This window comes from Pectinatus cerevisiiphilus (genome assembly GCF_004341685.1).
Lineage (GTDB): Bacteria > Bacillota > Negativicutes > Selenomonadales > Selenomonadaceae > Pectinatus > Pectinatus cerevisiiphilus.
The window spans coordinates 1-17062 of the sequence record NZ_SMAA01000009.1 but is presented as its reverse complement, the minus strand read 5'-3'; the positions used below and the strand labels follow the sequence as shown (position 1 = coordinate 17062).

Here is a 17062-nt window from a genome sequence, read left to right as displayed (position 1 = left end):
CCAAGGAATGATGTCGTATTACTTGGCGAAGAAGTAAATTCTCATTTTAGCTGGGCTTGCGGCTGAAATGAGAATTTTTTTATGGAGGTTTTTATGAAATTTGCGCATTTGGCTGATTTGCATATTGGTAAACGAATAAATAATTTCTCTATGATTGAAGAGCAAAAATATGTGCTGGCGGAAATTATTGCGCTTTTAGAAAAAGAGAAAGTGGATGCGGTTTTTATTGCTGGTGATATCTATGATACACCGCTCCCCCCAGTTGAAGCGGTACGGCTTTTAGATAAATTTCTCACTGAGTTGGCAGCGATGCATGTGTCTGTATTCATCATAAGCGGCAATCATGATTCCGCAGAGCGCTTGTCTTTTGGCACTGAATTGCTGATGAAGAGCGGCGTGTATATAACCTCTGTATTTACGGGAAAAGAGCTGCCCGTGAAAATCCATGATCGGTACGGTATGGTGAATATATATATGTTGCCATTTTTAAAACCAATATACGCGAGAAAAATATGGCCAGAGGAAAATATTCAGACGTATGATGACGCTATTAGAATTGCCGTAGCAAAAATGCATATTGACTGCGAACAACGAAATGTGATAATTGCGCATCAATTTGTGACAGGCGCGCAGACAAGCGATTCTGAAGAACTCAGTATAGGCGGACTCGATAATATTTCAGCAGAAATATTTGCGCCGTTTGATTATGCTGCTTTAGGACATATCCACAGGCCGCAAAAAATAGGAAGCGCAAAGATACGCTATGCCGGAACACCGTTAAAATATTCATTTTCTGAATGCAATCATCAAAAAGTACTCACGATTGTGGAGCTTAAAGAAAAAAATAATATAGATATTCAATTCAAAAATTTACATCCATTGCACGATATGCGCCAATTGCGCGGGACTTATGCTGAACTGACTTTGCGGAAAAATTATGAAACAACCAATACACAGGATTATTTAGCAATCACGTTGACCGATGAGAATGAAATACCGGATGCAATAAATAAATTGCGGGTTATTTATCCGAATATAATGAAAATAAATTATGATAATAAAAGGACACAGACAAATAATATTATCACAGCGGATACGCAAGAACATAAACAACCCATTGATATGTTGAAAGATTTCTATTTTTTACAGAATAATAAAACCTTTAGTGACGAGCAGCAACATTTTGCGGAAAACTTGATAAGGCAGATTTGGGAGGAACACTGATGAGACCTAAAAAACTTATATTGTCAGCTTTTGGTCCTTATGCCGGAGTGGTAGAAATTGATTTTAGTAAATTGGGAGAAAAAGGGATTTATCTTATAAGTGGAGATACAGGCGCCGGAAAAACAACTATTTTTGATGCGTTAGTCTATGCTTTATACGGTGAAGCCAGCGGTTCCGTACGTGAAAGTAATATGTTCCGCAGTAAATATGCGACCGCTGGAACAGAAACTTATGTGGAATTGATTTTCCACTATAGAAACAAGGATTATAGATTACAGCGTAATCCAGAGTATGAACGACCTGCCAAACGAGGCAGTAAAATGGTGCTGGAAAAACCTGCGGCAGTATTAAACCTGCCGGATGGGGAAATAATAAGCGGGTTGAAGGAAGTTACACAGGCGGTGACGGAATTAATCGGGCTTGATAGGGAACAATTTACCCAGATCGCTATGATTGCCCAGGGAGATTTTTTGCGCCTGCTGCTTTCGCCTACAAAGGAACGCAGTGATATATTCCGCAAGATCTTTAATACAGGCTTATACCGTAAACTTCAGGACAGGCTGAAGAAGGAGTCTGAGGAAACTGCCAAAAAGCTTGAAACAGTAAAAAGAAATATCGAGCACGATAAGAAAAATATACAGTTGCAAGCCGATAGAGAATTACCGGTCATACCTATCATAGCCGATTTTATCGCAGCTATGGGTGCTTATATGAATGAAGATCAGGAACTTTTAAAAAAATTACATAAAGAAATCGATGTTAATGATAAAGGGCTAGCCGAAAATAACACAAAATTGGGATATGCTGCTTCTTTGGAGAAAATGCGTAAAGAAGCGATTTTATGTCAGGGAAATATACAAAAGAATACATCGTTGGTACGGTCTTTAAGAGATAATTATGAACAAATAAAACAAAAATATGATAATGAATATGCCAAAATAATAGAAGTTGTAACAGGTATAAAGGATAATTTACCCGCATATGATGAATTTGAAAATATTTTACAGGAAGAGAAGAAGGCCAATACCCGCATTAATATACTTTCTAAAGAAACTCAAAATGCAGCGGAAAAGGTAAAAAAACTTAAAGAAAAAATTGTAGAGGGTAAAAAGCAACAAACTCTTTTACAGAATGTTTTGGTGCAAAAAGAAGAATGTAAACGCCAGGAAGATGTCTTGCAAAAACAGTTTGAAGATTTGCAGGACTTAGCGGTAAAGACGGAGGACTATAATGCCATCCTGCTCAAATATAAAAAAGCACGTGATACATATAAAAAAGAACAGGCCGCCCAGCTGCTTGTACATGCTGAAGCTGACAAAATGGAAAGAATGTATCTGGATGAGCAAGCTGGAATTATAGCCGCTTCATTGGAAGATAATGTGCCGTGCCCTGTATGTGGTTCAAAGCAGCATCCACATCCGGCGGTTCTATTAGCAAAGGCGCCAACAAAAGCGCAAGTGGAAGAAATAAAGAAAAGACGGCAGCGGCTGGATGAACAAGTGAGCAGGCTAAGTGTGCAGGCGGGTGATCTAAAAGGGCAGTTGGGTGCAATAGAAAAACAGGTATTGGAAAAAGCCCAATACCTGTTCAAAAATTGCGAACGTGGTGAAATAAAAGCAAAAACAGCAGCATTATGCACAAGATTGGCTGAGGAGAAAAAAGCTCTTCAACAAAAATTGCTGGAGCTGCAAAAAAAGATTGTTTTAAAAGAAAAGTTGGATAAAGAAGTACCTGCATTGGAGCAGGAATATGAAGACAGCGGTGAGAAAGTAAGAGCTTGGCAACAGGAAATAGCGGTGTTATCTGCTAATATAGAAAATATTAAAGGGAAAAAAGCGGAAAAGGTAAAATTGCTTCTTTATGCTAATAAGCAAGAAGCCGTACAGGCATTAAAAGCGCAAGAAAGTTATGCAGCTTCTCTGGTAAAAAATGTTGATATAGCACAGAAAAATTTTTTGGAAAAAGAAAATTTAATAAATAACGAAAAAGCAAAATTAGCTGCTTTAAATAAGCAATTGGCAAATAGCAGTAATGGCGATTTGCCCCAATTACAGGAAGAACATGATAGACTTTTAGCTAAAAAAACAGATTTAGCAGAACAGCTGATGGTGTTTAATATAAGAATGGCTGCTAATGGGAAGGCTTTGGCAGATATTACTAAGCAGAAGGATATTTATGAAGATTTGACAGCAAAATATATCTGGCAGCTTGATTTGGCGCAGACTGTAAGCGGTATGCAGAGTGGTAAGAGTAAGATTACTTTGGAAACATATATTCAGATGAAATATTTCGATAGAATAATAGAACGCGCTAATAGCAGGTTTATGGTTATGAGTGCAGGGCAGTATGAACTGGTACGGAAAGTGGCTGGGCAGGATTTACGAAGTCAGAGTGGATTGGAGTTGGATGTCATTGATCACTATAATGGTAGCCGGCGCAGTGTAAAAACTTTGTCAGGCGGGGAATCTTTTAAGGCGTCGTTATCTTTAGCATTGGGCTTAGCTGATGAAATTCAGTCATCGGCAGGTGGTATTCAGCTTGATACGATGTTTGTCGATGAAGGTTTTGGTTCTTTGGATGAAGAGTCCTTGGAATATGCTATTAGTGTACTCAATTCACTTGCTGAAGGAAATAAACTAGTAGGCATAATCTCCCATGTGGGAGAACTGAAACAGCGTATAGATAAGCAGATAAGGGTCAGCAAAAAGCCGTACAGCGGCAGCTATGCGGAAGTAATAAATTAAAAAGACAGGGAACAAGGCAGATGGTTTCTGCTCTGTTTCCTGTCGGGGAGTATAAATGTTTAATCAAAGTTTTTTAGGACAATACAGCCTTTTTCTCTTGTCGCATTCATATCAATAATACGTTGGTTGCTGCTGCCACGAAATATCAATGACAGGTCGCGTTTTTCCTGTAAAAATGGACCGTCTATGAGAATATCGGTAGCTGCCAGCAAGTGTGTGACATCACTGTCATGCATCGCTGTAAGTTGTTCTAAGGTATAACCTGTGTAAGTGGTTATATCAAGAAGTGGTCGCGTGTGAATTTTTTCGGCGAGGGCAGCAAGTGCGCCTGCCTGCAAAAAAGGTTCACCGCCACTGAATGTAACACCAGATAACAGTGGATTTTGGCATATTTTGGCAAATAAGGTATCAATGTCAACAGTTACACCACCGTCAGCTGCATGGGTATTGGGATTATGGCAGCCGGGGCAGTTATGGGGACAACCTTGTGTAAAAATGGTAAAACGGTAACCTTCCCCATCTACTATTGAATCATCGACAGTGCCAGCAATTTTAATTGAGACCATGTTTTACACGATCATGCTCCTCTGCGCGTTTTGCATTATTGAAACGGTCTGTAGTGCCAACAAGGTAACCGGTAATGCGGCGGATACGTTCAAATTTGGCGGGGCGGAGTTTATAGTCAAGCGCTATATTACCATTTCCTCCATCAGTTATAGAGAGCGATTTCAATCTTTTGGCAGATTCATTTTCTATGCGGTCAATGTAGCTTACTATTTCTTTTTCGGAAATATCGTTTACGCCGTTTACATTAATTTCTATACCTTTTATTAACATTGTGGGCACTTCCTTTGTTTTTGTTAAATTATTATTTTAGTGAGGTTGTATTGCTTTTGCTTTTTCCAGTTCATAAGTGGTAACCTGTTTTTACTGGTTTTATAAAATGTTAAACATACTATAATTGTCTATATGCTTAGCAGCAAAAACAATTGGCACGAGGGATGACCATGTGATGCAGATGTTCTTCCTCAGTGCGTCCGCATTTTGGGCATACATTATCTATTATGCCGGTATAACCGCAGACAGGGTCGCGGTCGACAGGATGGTTTACGGAACCATAACCTATACCATTATCATGCATACAGCGGATAATGGATTCAAAGGCTTTTAAGTTTTTGAGCGGATCACCGTCCATTTCAATATAACTGATGTGTCCACCATTAGTAAGTTCGTGGTAAGGACCTTCCAGTTGAATTTTTTTATAAGCGCTTATCGGATAATAAACGGGAATATGAAAAGAATTGGTGTAGTATTCACGGTCTGTTACGCCGGGAATACGGCCATATCTTTTAGCATCTATTTTTACAAAACGACCGCTCAGGCCTTCTGCAGGAGTGGCGATGAGCGAGAAGTTGAGGTGTGTGCGTTCTGATTCTTCATCCATGCGTTGCCGCATATGGCCAATGATTGCCAAACCGAGCTTTTGTGCTTCTTCGCTTTCACCGTGGTGTTTACCTATCAGAGCTTTAAGTGTTTCGGCAAGACCTATGAAACCAATAGTCAAAGTGCCATGCTTTAAGATATCGCCGATTGTATCATCGGGAGATATCTTTTCTGAATCAAGCCAGATATGTTCACCGATAAGGAACGGATAGTTACGGCCGCATTTGGCAGATTGAATTTTAAATCTGTGCAGTAACTGTCTGATGACAAGATCAATCATTGCATCGAGATCGTGATAAAACTTATCAATGTCACCGTGTGCTTCAATGCCAAGACGGGGTAGATTGATACTGGTAAAGCTTAGATTACCACGTCCGCAGGTAGTTTCATGCTGCGGATCGTAGACATTGGACATTACACGTGTACGACAGCCCATATAGGCCACTTCTGTATTATAATCTCCCTTTTTATAATATTGTTTATTGAAAGGGGCATCAAGAAAACTAAAATTAGGGAATAACCTTTTGGCAGAAGTTTTTATGGCCAATTGGAAAATATCGTAATTGGGGTCCTGTGGGTTATAATTTACATCTTCTTTTACTTTAAATATCTGCACAGGGAAAATAGGTGTTTCGTTATTGCCTAAGCCTGCTTCAGTAGCAAGAAGTAGATTTTTCATTACCATGCGGCCTTCAAGCGAAGTATCTGTACCATAATTTATTGAGCTGAACGGTACTTGGGCACCGGCGCGCGAATTCATTGTATTCAAATTGTGGATAAATGCTTCCATTGCCTGATAAGTCGCGGCGTCAGTTTCGGAAATGGCCGTCTTTACGGCATAACTGTGTGCTGCCTTGATTATATCGAGAGGAATGGGAGCAAATAAAGCTTCTTGATGATAGTCATTAAAAAACTTTATTAAATGATTGCCGAAAGCATCAGCAGAAGCCATTGTAATCTTCGGCTGGACGGCTTGTTTTATTTTCTGGACGAGTGCCCGTGAATCATCTTCAGTTTCATCCAAAGTTATGATGAGGTATTGGGTTAATGCTTTATAATATTGTTTTATAAAAGTCTTGCCTACACCGGGTGCCATGGAATATTCAAAATTGGGAACAGCCTGGCCACCATGCATTTCATTTTGGTTTGCCTGGATAGCAATGCAGGCAAGAGCAGCATAAGAGCGAATGTCATTAGGTTCACGCAGTGCTCCATGTCCTGTGGAAAAACCATTGTGAAATAATTTCAGCAAGTCGATTTGGCAGCAGGTTTCGGTAAGCATATAAAAATCCATGTCGTGGATGTGTATATCTCCATCAACATGGGCAACGGCTATATCTTTTGGGAGAATATAGTTATCAATAAAGTATTTTGATCCTTCGGAACCATATTTAAGCATAGTGCCCATGGCTGTATCGGCATCTATGTTGGCATTTTCTCTTTTTAAATCAGCATCTTTAGCTTGCTTAAAGGTAAGTTCACGATAAATATCCATCAAATTTACTTTTGCTTCACGTATTTTAGTATGTTCGGCGCGATATAATATGTACGCTTTTGCTGTACTGGCCGAATTATCAGCGATCAATACGCGTTCTACAGCGTCTTGGATTTGTTCGACAGAAGGAATTGCAAAAGCAGTTATAGCGTCTATGACTTTTTGTGTCAGGCTATGCAATTTTTCTTGCGAAAAGGTATCATCGATAGATTCTAAATTGGCTTTTTTTATTGCATTGAAAATTTTTTGGGCATCAAAATCAACGATGTCGCCTGTACGTTTTTTAATTGAAATTGTAGTAGTCATTTTTTACTCCCGTTCATTTTATTTCGATTGCAAATGGGGTATTAAACATTTAGAAAGTGTCTGGCTGCGATAAAAAATGTGACTTAATACGAAAGAAATTATACTATATATAGATCTTTGTGTCAATGAAAGCACAACATATGGAAAATGAAGTAAGAAGAAGGAAAAAGAACGTATCCGTATCACAAGCACTTATTATAGCATAAAAATACCGCCAATAATATTTTTGTATTGGCGGTGTTTTTATCAGGGCTATTGATCAGTTAATTAAATTAACTTTTAGGAATTTAATATGGCATTGTATATCCTAAGAATATTTTGTCCATATGTATCACCTGGAACAGCCCATCGGCCGTTTAGGTCCTGCCATGAGGTCAGAGTATGTTGCTGATAGATGGATCTAACCAATGAATAGCGGGGATCAACAATAGGCGCCTGTGGTGGCATATCGGACGCATAGGCCAATAAATGTTGGATATGCGCTCTGACACCTAGTTCTGGAGTTGCGAAATAGGCACCTTTGACAACCGTGTTAGTTGTTCCCAGACCACAGTAATTGTTTTGGTCGGGAGTAACTGTACCGCCGTAGCGGAAAAAGCCAGTTTCTACAATCGCTTGCGCAAAGGCTATATCAGGACGTACGCCTTCTTTGCTGCCCTCTTGGTAATAATAAGAAACCAATTCCTGCGGTGAGACTGTAATTTCAGGTTTAGGGTTTTCACGCAACAAATATCTAACGCATTGTTCAGGGGTCGCCACTGCACTGCCAAGAATGGAATAAGAACCGGCCAGACCATTATTTGGCAGGATAGGATTAACAGGAGCCGTAGCTGTATCTTTTTTGTTGTAATCATCCAAGATCTTTTGGATTCTTCCAGAAACAGTTTGTTGATCGGACGCCTGTTGAGGTTGTTGTATGTGCGTCTGTTGTACGTGCGCTTGGTCAGCGTTGATAGTCACAACAGTATTTGCTTTACTGTCATGCTGGGGAGCAGCAAACTTACTGGCAAAGCAGCTGCTTGTAGGAATGATTGAAAATGATCCTGCCGCTAAAAAAAGGATAGGCAGGATTTTCTTTGATGTAAACAATGAAATCAAATCCTCCTTACTGATGTCAATGATTCATCATAATGAATTGTATTATAAATAATACCATAAATACATATAGTAAAGGATGTACCTCACGTATTTTACCGCGGAAAATTTTTATGAGCGGATAAAGAATAAGGCCAGCGCCTACACCGTTAGTTATGCTGTAGGATAAAGGCATCCAAAATAAGACAAAAAAAGCAGGTAAAGATTCTTCAATATTGTTCCAATCGACCTGGTTGAGACTACCCATCATTAGAAAACCAACGATGATCAAAGCAGGTGAAGTTATTGCTGGAACGGCTGCCAATACTTGGGCGATAGGTGCGAGAAAAAGCATAAAGAAGAATAAAATAGCGACGACTACAGAAGTAAACCCAGTACGTCCCCCTGCTGCTACGCCTGCGCCTGATTCTATGTAAGCAGAAGTCGGTGATGTGCCCAGCAGTGAACCAAAAGTACTGGCAAAAGCATCTGCCAATAAAGCACTTCTGACATTCGGGAATTTGTTGTTTTTAATTAAACCAGCCTGTTCGGCTACACCAATCATGGTACCAGTGGTGTCAAATAAGGTTACTAGGAAGAAGGTAAAGATTATTGCAAATAGATTTGGCGTAAATGCACCAGCGATATCAAGGTGCATAAAAGTATTGTCAAAACCTGTAGGAAGGCTGAAAATGGAATCAGGCAATGTTACATAGCCCATGAGGAAAGAAACTATGGCTGTTATCAACATTCCTAGAAAAATTGCTGCGGGAACGTCATTTACAAGCAGTATGATCGTAATAATAAGACCGATAATAGTCATATAGGCGACTGGTTCGGCAAAGTTGCCTAGGGTTATGATAGTTGCAGGAGAAGGGGCAACTATATGGGAGTTCTGCATGCCGATAAAAGCGATGAAAAGACCAATACCGCCGCTTATGCCGGCTTTTAAGGAACGGGGGATGGCTTCTATCAGTGCTTGTCGGAAACTAGTGAGAGACAATAGCAGAAAGACAACTGAAGATATAAAAACACTGCCTAATGCGGATTGCCATGGAATGCCCATACCAAGAACTATCACAAATGCAAAATAGGCATTGAGACCAAGACCAGGAGCGATGGCGATAGGGTAATTTGCGATGAGGCCCATTATTAGCGTACCGATTATAGCAGCTAAAATCGTTGCGATGAATACACCGTTGAAATCCATACCGGCTTTGCTCAGGACACTTGGGTTTACAATAACAATGTAAGACATTGTTACGAAAGTAGTAATACCAGCGATGATTTCAGTATTCAAAGTCGTATTACGCTCGGTGAATTTGAATTTGTCATTCAAAGACATTAAAAATCAACCTCCTAAAAATAATAAAGATAAGTAATAATACATATCTTATAACTTCTTAATTGTACTAAAAGAGGAATAATTAGGCAAGCTGAAATATGGTAACAAGCCAATAAATCGATCAAATTGGTTTAAAACTTCGAGGATAAACCTCTATAAGTCTTGGGGAAAAATCTATTTATATTTAGTTCTTTTATTGAAACCTTTGCCGGAATAGTAAAGATTAACGCTGTTAGTTTTGGTTTTGGAGGGTAATCATAGATAAAGCTGGCATCTGTTGCGGTAAGGGATTTTTGGGGCTTTGTTTCCAAATAAATGATATGGTATAATATCAGCATGTTACCTTTAGGAGGTTGATAAAGAAAGTGCATAGAATAATTGTCTTTTTTGCAGCAGCAGTTTTGTTGTTGACAGTGAGCTTGCCGACAGCAGCAGCGCAGGATATACCAAGTGATGTATATCAGTGGGTACAGTCATCCCCAAGAATAGGTTACTATTTTAATAAGGCGGAAATGAAATATGCAATCGGTAGTGACGGCTGGGCAGATACAAATGTTTTGGAAGTGCCTGTTTTGCAACAGTACGATTGGATAGAAATACAGGATGTAACAGAAAAGAGACGCTGGAACGACGGAGATATTAGTGAGTTTAATAATCTCTGGGGATTTGCAGGAGTAGTGCACATTGATCTTAGTGCGCGTACGGTAACTTATGTGCAAGCTGAATATTTGGATATTTGGTGGAGTCCTCTGGCGACTGTTGCGGAGGATAATGTTGATAGCCTTGATAAGATGTCAAATAAAAATTTGGATAAGATTTTTTATGACACTATCATTGATTATGCAACGACACATAAAGCTGAGTTAATGCAGCGGCAGCATGACCAAATCAGGCCTGAAGAACTTAAGGCAGCAGGAATTGCGGCAAATAAAAAACCAGCACCAGCAGTTGTAGAAAAAACAACAAAAGAAAAAGTGAAGGAAATAATTGCGGCTTATGGAAATGGTAAGTGACAATTGTGGAAAAAAGAACAGGCCGGCTATCAGTTGATATGATAGCCGGTCTGTTTTTTTTAGATATTTAACTAGAATTATTTAAGCATATTTTTTAAAAATGATTTGGTTCGTTCTTCCTGTGGATTATTGAAAAAATCCTGCGGAGGAGCCTTTTCAATTATATTTCCATCTGCCATAAAGATGACATTGTTGGCAGCGTCATGGGCAAATCCCATTTCATGCGTTACCACGATCATTGTCATTTGTTCTTCAGCCAGTTGCCGCATGGTGTTTAAAACACCCACGGTTAATTCTGGATCAAGTGCTGATGTGGGTTCGTCAAAAAGCATGATATCAGGAGACATGCAAAGTGCTCTGGCAATAGCGACACGTTGTTGCTGCCCACCGGAAAGACGGCTGGGAAAAGCATCTTTTTTGGCAAATAAGCCTATTTTGCGTAAAAGTTCTTCGGCAATGGGAAGTACTTCAGTCTTTGCCATTTTTTTTACATGGATAGGAGCCTCTAAGAGATTTTCAAGAACGGTCATATGCGGAAATAAATTAAATTGTTGAAAAACCATGCACATATGTCCCAAAATGCGTTTTTGCGCTTTTTTATCGACATATACAGCTTTATGGTCTACACTTTTTGCCAAGTATTCGTCTTTTATTTTGATAGTACCGTCATCAATTGTTTCAAGTGTATTTAGACAACGCAGTAATGTTGATTTTCCAGATCCTGAGGGACCGATAACGGCAAGTACCTCACTTTTTTTTACCTCTAAGCTGATTCCCTTTAAAACGGGAACAGTGTTAAAACTTTTATATATATTATCCATTTGAATCATAGTGGTATTGTTTTCCATTTATCAGACCTCATATTTCCCGTAATGTGCTTCAAGGCGTTTAAAAATCCATGTCAGAACGAATGTCATTATAAGATAGAAGACGGCAGCAACCATAAACGGTGTCATGTCAAATTCACGCTGGACGATGGTTCTTGCAACGCGCAGCAAATCGTTCATTGCTAAAATATAGATAAGTGAGGTGTCCTTGACCAAATTGATGGTTTCATTGCTTATCGGCGGCAGGACACGTCGTAATACTTGTGGTAGTATTATGCGGCGCATTGTCTGTTGGTAGCTCATTCCTAATGTTTTGGCAGCTTCATATTGGCCGCGGTTTATCGATTGTATTCCGGCACGGAATATTTCGGCAAAATATGCCGCGTAATTTAAAGTAAAGGCCAGCAGTGCAGCGGCGATATCAGATAATTTTATGCCGGCCATTGGCAGTGCGAAATAAACGAATAATAATTGCAGCATCAGTGGGGTACCACGCATTATCCAGATGTATATTTCCATAAGCCAGCTGAGCGGCTTTAATGGTGAAAGCCTGGCTAAAGAAACCAGCATGCCTATGGGAATGGAAAGAACGAGTGTAATAAGAAATATCTGTAGTGTAGTTTCGGTTCCTTCTAGCATTAAAGTGATCGTGTTAAGTATACTGTGCATAAATTTACTCCTGAAAGACTAGATTTTATAGTTGGAATAAAGTTGGTGCGGAATAGAAACGAAACCGCATTAACTTCAATAATGATTTTGGTTTATGATATTTTTTAGTTCGTCTATTTCTTCTGGGGGAAGCTTGTAATTAATTTTTCCATCAGCGGAAATAATGGAAACCTCCTGTGCATAAGAAAGGCCTGCAATCAGTGCGTCGGATAAGATAAATTCGACTCGGGAAGCATTATGGACAGTGGGGAAAGTTCTTAGCTGACGTGAAAATAGCCTTGCGTTTGGAGAAAAAGACTGCCCGTCAATGAGAAAAGTAACGGATGAATCCACTGTAAAAAGATTTCGCCAAGTATTGTCATAAGCTGCGAATGTGTAAAAAACGGGCGAACCGTCCATCGGGAAAATTTTCTGTATGTAGAGAGAAATAGAAGGGGTGCCAGGATGCAGACAACTGCTGACGGCATAAGCTTCGTGCAGTTCATCATAATTTTGCATAAATTGAGCATGCGCAAGCGGCGTTACGAGCAAGAAAGCCACAAGGACAAGCGTAAATAAAAAATTTTTTATATTTTCTCTTTCCTTTCGTAGTTTCACTTTGTAATTTTTTATTGCAATAAAGTAAAACGTAAATTATAATATAATTATTACGCGTAAAACTTTATAAATCAAGTATTTTATATATTTTAGGAGGCACTTTTAATGAAAAAAATTGTACTGGCGTGTTTGTCCGTTATGCTTGCTGCCGTTTTTTTGGCTGGCTGCGGGCAAGACCAGAACCAAGCCGCTTCATCTTCTTCCAGCTCTGATAAAGGGGGAAAGATCGTTGTCGGCCTTGATGATAACTACCCACCTATGGGATTTAGGGATGAAAACAATGAAATAACAGGCTTTGATGTTGATTTGGCAAAAGAAGCTGCTAAACGTTTGAATAGAGAAGTTGAATTTAAACCGATTGATTGGTCGAGTAAAGAAGCAGAACTGAAAAGCGGCCGTGTTGATGTGCTTTGGAACGGTTTGGATATAACAGAAGACCGTAAAAAGAACATGCTTTTCAGCGATCCGTATATGGATAACCGGCAGATTTTATTTGTTACAAAGGGTTCATCCATTAATACCTTAGCTGATTTACAAGGTAAAACCGTTGGCACGCAAAGCGGTTCTACCGGTGAAGAAAATTTAAATAAGGATCAGGCATTGAAGGATTCCCTTAAAGAAGTAAAAGCATATCCTGACTATATAGCAGCCTTTATGGATTTAGAAAATGGACGTATCGATGCTATTGTAGGGGATGAAATAACCGGCCGGTATTATATGAATAAGCATCCTGATAAATTTGAAGCACGTGATATTGTCATAGGTGATGTCACTAGTTTTGGTATAGGTTTTGCTATGGATAATAAGTCCTTGCGGGATGAAGTACAAAAAGTTTTAGATGAAATGAAAAAAGATGGTACAATGGCTCAGATTTCAGAGAAGTGGTTCGGTAAAGATATAACGAAAAAGGATTGAAAAATAAATAAACCGCAGCATCGGCAATACTTCGCTGATACTGCGGTTTATTTATTTCTTCTGGGACTGTTTCTGTTTCATATAGGCAAAGCCCCATTCTTTCAACTTTTGCTTGATAAACATGATGGGGTGTCGCAGGAACATGCCTTTTCGTGAATTCTTCATTATCTTGCGGAAGGCTATAGTCTGTTTCTGTCCGAAACAAGGTGTTTCACATATATGGCAAAGCGGTTTGGTTATACCATATGGACAACGCTGAATCTTGGTCATGGCTGTCATGAGCAGCGCATTGCATTTAGGGCACAGCATTTTGCCGCTGGTGTTGTGATGACCATGGCAATATACGCCGAAAGCTTTTCTTATCGTCTTTTTTTCTTCTGGCACAGTATTTTTTATAGGTGCCGGTTGTTTGTTGTTACGCTTATTGAAAAAGCGAGAAAAAATTCCCATTATAATTCCATCCTTATTAAAAAATAATTACGGTCAACTTTATTTATTTTACGTTGTATCATCTTTAAAGTCAATGCTTCTATCTGTAATGTGACGCTGGCTTTCATATATTCCGTTTATGGATTAATTGCGGGTGGAAATAAGGCGTTGCATTGACAGCAAGTTTTTTTTATGATAAACAATGTATATTACAAATACATTTATTTTGAGAAAGGAAAGTGTAAATAAATGATAAAACTTTCCCATATAAAGAAAATATATGAGACTTCGTCAGGACCATTACAAGCACTTAAAGATGTAAGCTTAACTATTGACCGGGGAGAGATCTATGGCATTATCGGTCTTTCAGGTGCAGGAAAGTCAACTTTAGTCAGGTGTATTAATATGCTCGAACGTCCTACCGAGGGGACAGTGGAAATTGATGGGCAAGACTTGACAAAAATGAATGAAAAACAGCTGCGTGCGGTGCGTAAAAAGATTGGTATGATATTTCAACAATTTAATCTGCTTTCTTCGTCTACCGTATATGAAAATGTCGCATTTCCATTAAAGCTGGCAGGAACAGATAAGAAAACCATTAGGGAAAAAGTTATGCCTTTACTTAAACTGGTTGGTCTGGAACAAAAGGCGCAGCAATATCCTGCGCAGCTCTCTGGCGGACAAAAGCAGCGCGTCGGCATAGCACGGGCATTGGCAAGTGGACCGTCTATCCTGTTGTGTGATGAAGCTACATCGGCACTTGACCCGCAGACAACACAGGCAATACTTAATCTTATAAAAAAGATAAATAGGGAGTTACAAATAACTGTTGTTATAATCACCCATGAAATGAAAGTGATAAAGGATATATGTACGAAAGTAGCTGTCATTGATCATGGCGTGATCGCTGAAAAAGGACCTGTCATAGATGTCTTTATAAATCCTCAGCAAGCAATAACACGTGAATTTATAAGTGTTCTGCTCAGTGACGAATTGCCGAGTGCTTTTAGGCAGCAGCCTGTTTCCAAAGAACCTATTGAGGGAGGACATCTTTTACTGCGCTTGACTTTTATTGGCGAATCGGCAGATGAACCTGTAATTATGCAGCTTATAAAAAATGCACCAGACATAGATGCGAGTATATTGTTTGGTGATTTGGACCAAATCCAGGCGATTCCTTATGGCAGGATGATAATAGGACTGAAGGGCAGTGCAGAGAAAGTGGAAATGGCAAGAAAATGGCTGGAAAAACAAGAACTAAAAGTAGAGGTGATCGGTTATGTCAGAAGAAATGATACTGCGCTTGTTTGAAGCGTTGGGACAAACAATATATATGGTTTCAGTATCGATGGTCATAGCAGCTTTGATCGGCATACCATTAGGAGTTTTACTCGTTACGACGGCTAAGGGACAAATACTTGAATGTGTGGCATTTAATAGGGTATTGGCAGGTATAGTCAATGCAGTACGTTCAGTACCATTTATTATTTTGCTAGTAGCAATAATACCTTTTACACGTATAATTGTAGGCACTTCCATAGGGACAACGGCAGCAATGGTTCCGCTTACGCTGGCAGCGATACCCTTTATCGGTCGGCAGGTAGAAAATTCTATCAAGGAAGTCCCATACGGATTAATTGAGGCAGCCCAGTCCCTTGGTGCCACTCCGTTGCAGATAATCCGGCATGTCCTTTTACCGGAGGCTTTGTCCAGTATTGTATCGCAGCTGACTACTGTCATCATTGGCCTTATTGGTGCTTCGGCGATGGCCGGAACAATCGGTGGCGGCGGTATTGGGGATTTGGCGATACGGTATGGGTACCAGCGGTTTCGTCCTGATATCATGCTTGCGACCGTAGTGATATTAATTGTAGTAGTACAACTTGTACAGTTTATTGGCAATCGGATAGCAATGCGGTTGAATAAAAAATAATATTGCGAAATGGTATATTATGGAGTACAATGGATAGCAAAATACTTATAATTAATAGAGGGAGGACTTTGTGTGAAGAAAATACTATTTGTGTTATCTACTTTTGTTATGATGTTGCTGGTTTTTTCGGGCTGCGGAGCAAATACTAATCAATCAGCAGATAGTTCGTCATCTTCGGGCAGTGGAGAAAAAACTGTCTTGAAAGTTGGCGCGACTCCTGTACCGCACGAAGAAATACTGGAACAGGTAAAAGATGATCTTGCTAAAGAAGGCATTGATCTCCAGATCACAGAATTTAATGATTATGTACAACCTAATATGGCACTTAATGATAAGGAATTGGATGCAAACTTTTTCCAACATGAACCATATTTAGAAAACTTTAATGCTGAACATGGCATGGAACTGGTCAATGCAGGCGGAATACACATTGAACCGATGGGACTTTATTCACATAAGATAAAAAATTTAGATGAAATCAAAGACGGCGCCCAGATCGCTATTCCTAATGATCCTACCAACGGCGGCCGCGCATTGCTCTTATTACAGCAGGCTAACCTTATAAAGCTTAAAGATGGCATAGGCGTAAAGGCTACAGTGCAGGATATTGTTGATAATCCTAAGAATATTAAAATTCAGGAAATTGAAGCGGCACAGTTGCCTCGTTCGCTTGATGATGTTGATGCAGCAGTAATTAATACGAATTTTGCTGTTCAGGCAGATTTGGTGCCTACCAAAGACGCACTGGTGATTGAAGATTCCTCATCACCATATGTGAACATAATTGCAGTAAGAAAAGGTGATGAAAATCGCCCTGAAATTAAAAAACTTGTAGCAGCACTGCAATCAGAAAAGATTAAGAACTTTATTGAAGAAAAATATAAAGGTGCTATAGTTCCAGCGTTTTAAAGAATAGCTTAGAGACGGCTGTCTAAAAGGACAGTCGTTTTTTTTTGTATAAAAGAAAACCACGCGATAGTCGCGTGGTTCCAGAGAGCTTAAGCGGTGAACCCTAATGTGCTAACCTGTAAATAAGCCTGCCAGCTTA

Annotated in this window: 16 protein-coding genes; 7 read left to right on the top strand and 9 right to left on the bottom strand. The window is 39.4% G+C overall.

Features of this window, described 5'->3' with window-relative positions; genetic code table 11:
- Nucleotides 1–93 precede the first annotated feature (93 nt).
- Both EDC37_RS07080 and EDC37_RS07075 read left to right on the top strand, forming a co-directional pair.
- On the top strand, nucleotides 94–1224 hold the full coding sequence (locus EDC37_RS07080) for an exonuclease SbcCD subunit D (RefSeq protein WP_132549579.1): 1131 nt from the start codon (nucleotides 94–96) through the stop codon (nucleotides 1222–1224).
- Nucleotides 1224–3968, top strand: a complete 2745-nt coding sequence (locus EDC37_RS07075) for an AAA family ATPase (RefSeq protein WP_132549576.1) — start codon at nucleotides 1224–1226, stop codon at nucleotides 3966–3968. Before EDC37_RS07080 ends, EDC37_RS07075 begins: the two co-directional genes overlap by 1 nt.
- A 59-nt stretch (nucleotides 3969–4027) precedes the next feature.
- Here the strand turns inward: EDC37_RS07075 and nrdG are convergent, their stop codons facing one another.
- From nrdG to EDC37_RS07050, 5 genes are all read right to left on the bottom strand, one after another.
- Nucleotides 4028–4534, bottom strand: coding sequence for an anaerobic ribonucleoside-triphosphate reductase activating protein (gene nrdG, locus EDC37_RS07070; RefSeq protein ID WP_132549573.1), 507 nt, complete (start codon nucleotides 4532–4534; stop codon nucleotides 4028–4030).
- Nucleotides 4521–4805: an anaerobic ribonucleoside-triphosphate reductase gene (gene nrdD, locus EDC37_RS07065; RefSeq protein WP_132549570.1), complete on the bottom strand. Its 285-nt coding sequence runs from the start codon at nucleotides 4803–4805 to the stop codon at nucleotides 4521–4523. The genes nrdG and nrdD overlap by 14 nt, the downstream gene beginning before the upstream one ends.
- A 136-nt stretch (nucleotides 4806–4941) precedes the next feature.
- Entirely contained in the window at nucleotides 4942–7212 is a 2271-nt protein-coding gene (locus EDC37_RS07060) for an anaerobic ribonucleoside triphosphate reductase (RefSeq protein WP_132549567.1), read from the bottom strand.
- A 279-nt stretch (nucleotides 7213–7491) separates the two neighbouring features.
- A complete protein-coding gene (locus EDC37_RS07055) occupies nucleotides 7492–8301 on the bottom strand; it encodes a glucosaminidase domain-containing protein (RefSeq protein WP_231040134.1) in 810 nt (269 codons plus the stop codon).
- 25 nt (nucleotides 8302–8326) lie between these two features.
- A complete protein-coding gene (locus tag EDC37_RS07050; protein WP_132549564.1) occupies nucleotides 8327–9631 on the bottom strand; it encodes an NCS2 family permease in 1305 nt (434 codons plus the stop codon).
- Between the two features lie 365 nt (nucleotides 9632–9996).
- Between EDC37_RS07050 and EDC37_RS07045 the strand changes: the two genes are divergently transcribed.
- Nucleotides 9997–10644, top strand: a complete 648-nt coding sequence (locus EDC37_RS07045) for a hypothetical protein (RefSeq protein ID WP_132549561.1) — start codon at nucleotides 9997–9999, stop codon at nucleotides 10642–10644.
- A gap of 77 nt (nucleotides 10645–10721) precedes the next feature.
- Here the strand turns inward: EDC37_RS07045 and EDC37_RS07040 are convergent, their stop codons facing one another.
- The 3 genes from EDC37_RS07040 to EDC37_RS07030 all read right to left on the bottom strand — a co-directional run bounded on the left by EDC37_RS07040 (nucleotide 10722) and on the right by EDC37_RS07030 (nucleotide 12737).
- Nucleotides 10722–11492 (bottom strand): amino acid ABC transporter ATP-binding protein, encoded by a 771-nt coding sequence (locus EDC37_RS07040; protein WP_132549558.1) that lies wholly within the window; start codon nucleotides 11490–11492, stop codon nucleotides 10722–10724.
- 3 nt (nucleotides 11493–11495) lie between these two features.
- A complete protein-coding gene (locus EDC37_RS07035; protein ID WP_132549555.1) occupies nucleotides 11496–12140 on the bottom strand; it encodes an amino acid ABC transporter permease in 645 nt (214 codons plus the stop codon).
- Between the two features lie 75 nt (nucleotides 12141–12215).
- Nucleotides 12216–12737 carry a hypothetical protein gene (locus EDC37_RS07030; protein WP_132549552.1) on the bottom strand — a complete coding sequence of 174 codons (522 nt, stop codon included), beginning with the start codon at nucleotides 12735–12737 and terminating at the stop codon, nucleotides 12216–12218.
- A gap of 105 nt (nucleotides 12738–12842) precedes the next feature.
- Here EDC37_RS07030 and EDC37_RS07025 point away from each other — a divergent pair, with 105 nt between their 5' ends.
- Nucleotides 12843–13652: an amino acid ABC transporter substrate-binding protein gene (locus EDC37_RS07025; RefSeq protein WP_132549549.1), complete on the top strand. Its 810-nt coding sequence runs from the start codon at nucleotides 12843–12845 to the stop codon at nucleotides 13650–13652.
- Between the two features lie 51 nt (nucleotides 13653–13703).
- Here the strand turns inward: EDC37_RS07025 and EDC37_RS07020 are convergent, their stop codons facing one another.
- Nucleotides 13704–14102 (bottom strand): nitrous oxide-stimulated promoter family protein, encoded by a 399-nt coding sequence (locus EDC37_RS07020; RefSeq protein WP_132549546.1) that lies wholly within the window; start codon nucleotides 14100–14102, stop codon nucleotides 13704–13706.
- A 228-nt stretch (nucleotides 14103–14330) separates the two neighbouring features.
- Between EDC37_RS07020 and EDC37_RS07015 the strand changes: the two genes are divergently transcribed.
- From EDC37_RS07015 to EDC37_RS07005, 3 genes are all read left to right on the top strand, one after another.
- Complete coding sequence (locus EDC37_RS07015) at nucleotides 14331–15392, top strand: methionine ABC transporter ATP-binding protein (protein ID WP_132549543.1); 1062 nt, start codon at nucleotides 14331–14333, stop codon at nucleotides 15390–15392.
- Nucleotides 15361–16014: a methionine ABC transporter permease gene (locus EDC37_RS07010; RefSeq protein ID WP_132549540.1), complete on the top strand. Its 654-nt coding sequence runs from the start codon at nucleotides 15361–15363 to the stop codon at nucleotides 16012–16014. The genes EDC37_RS07015 and EDC37_RS07010 overlap by 32 nt, the downstream gene beginning before the upstream one ends.
- 72 nt (nucleotides 16015–16086) lie before the next feature.
- Complete coding sequence (locus EDC37_RS07005; RefSeq protein ID WP_279388546.1) at nucleotides 16087–16923, top strand: MetQ/NlpA family ABC transporter substrate-binding protein; 837 nt, start codon at nucleotides 16087–16089, stop codon at nucleotides 16921–16923.
- The last annotated feature ends 139 nt before the right edge of the window (nucleotides 16924–17062 follow it).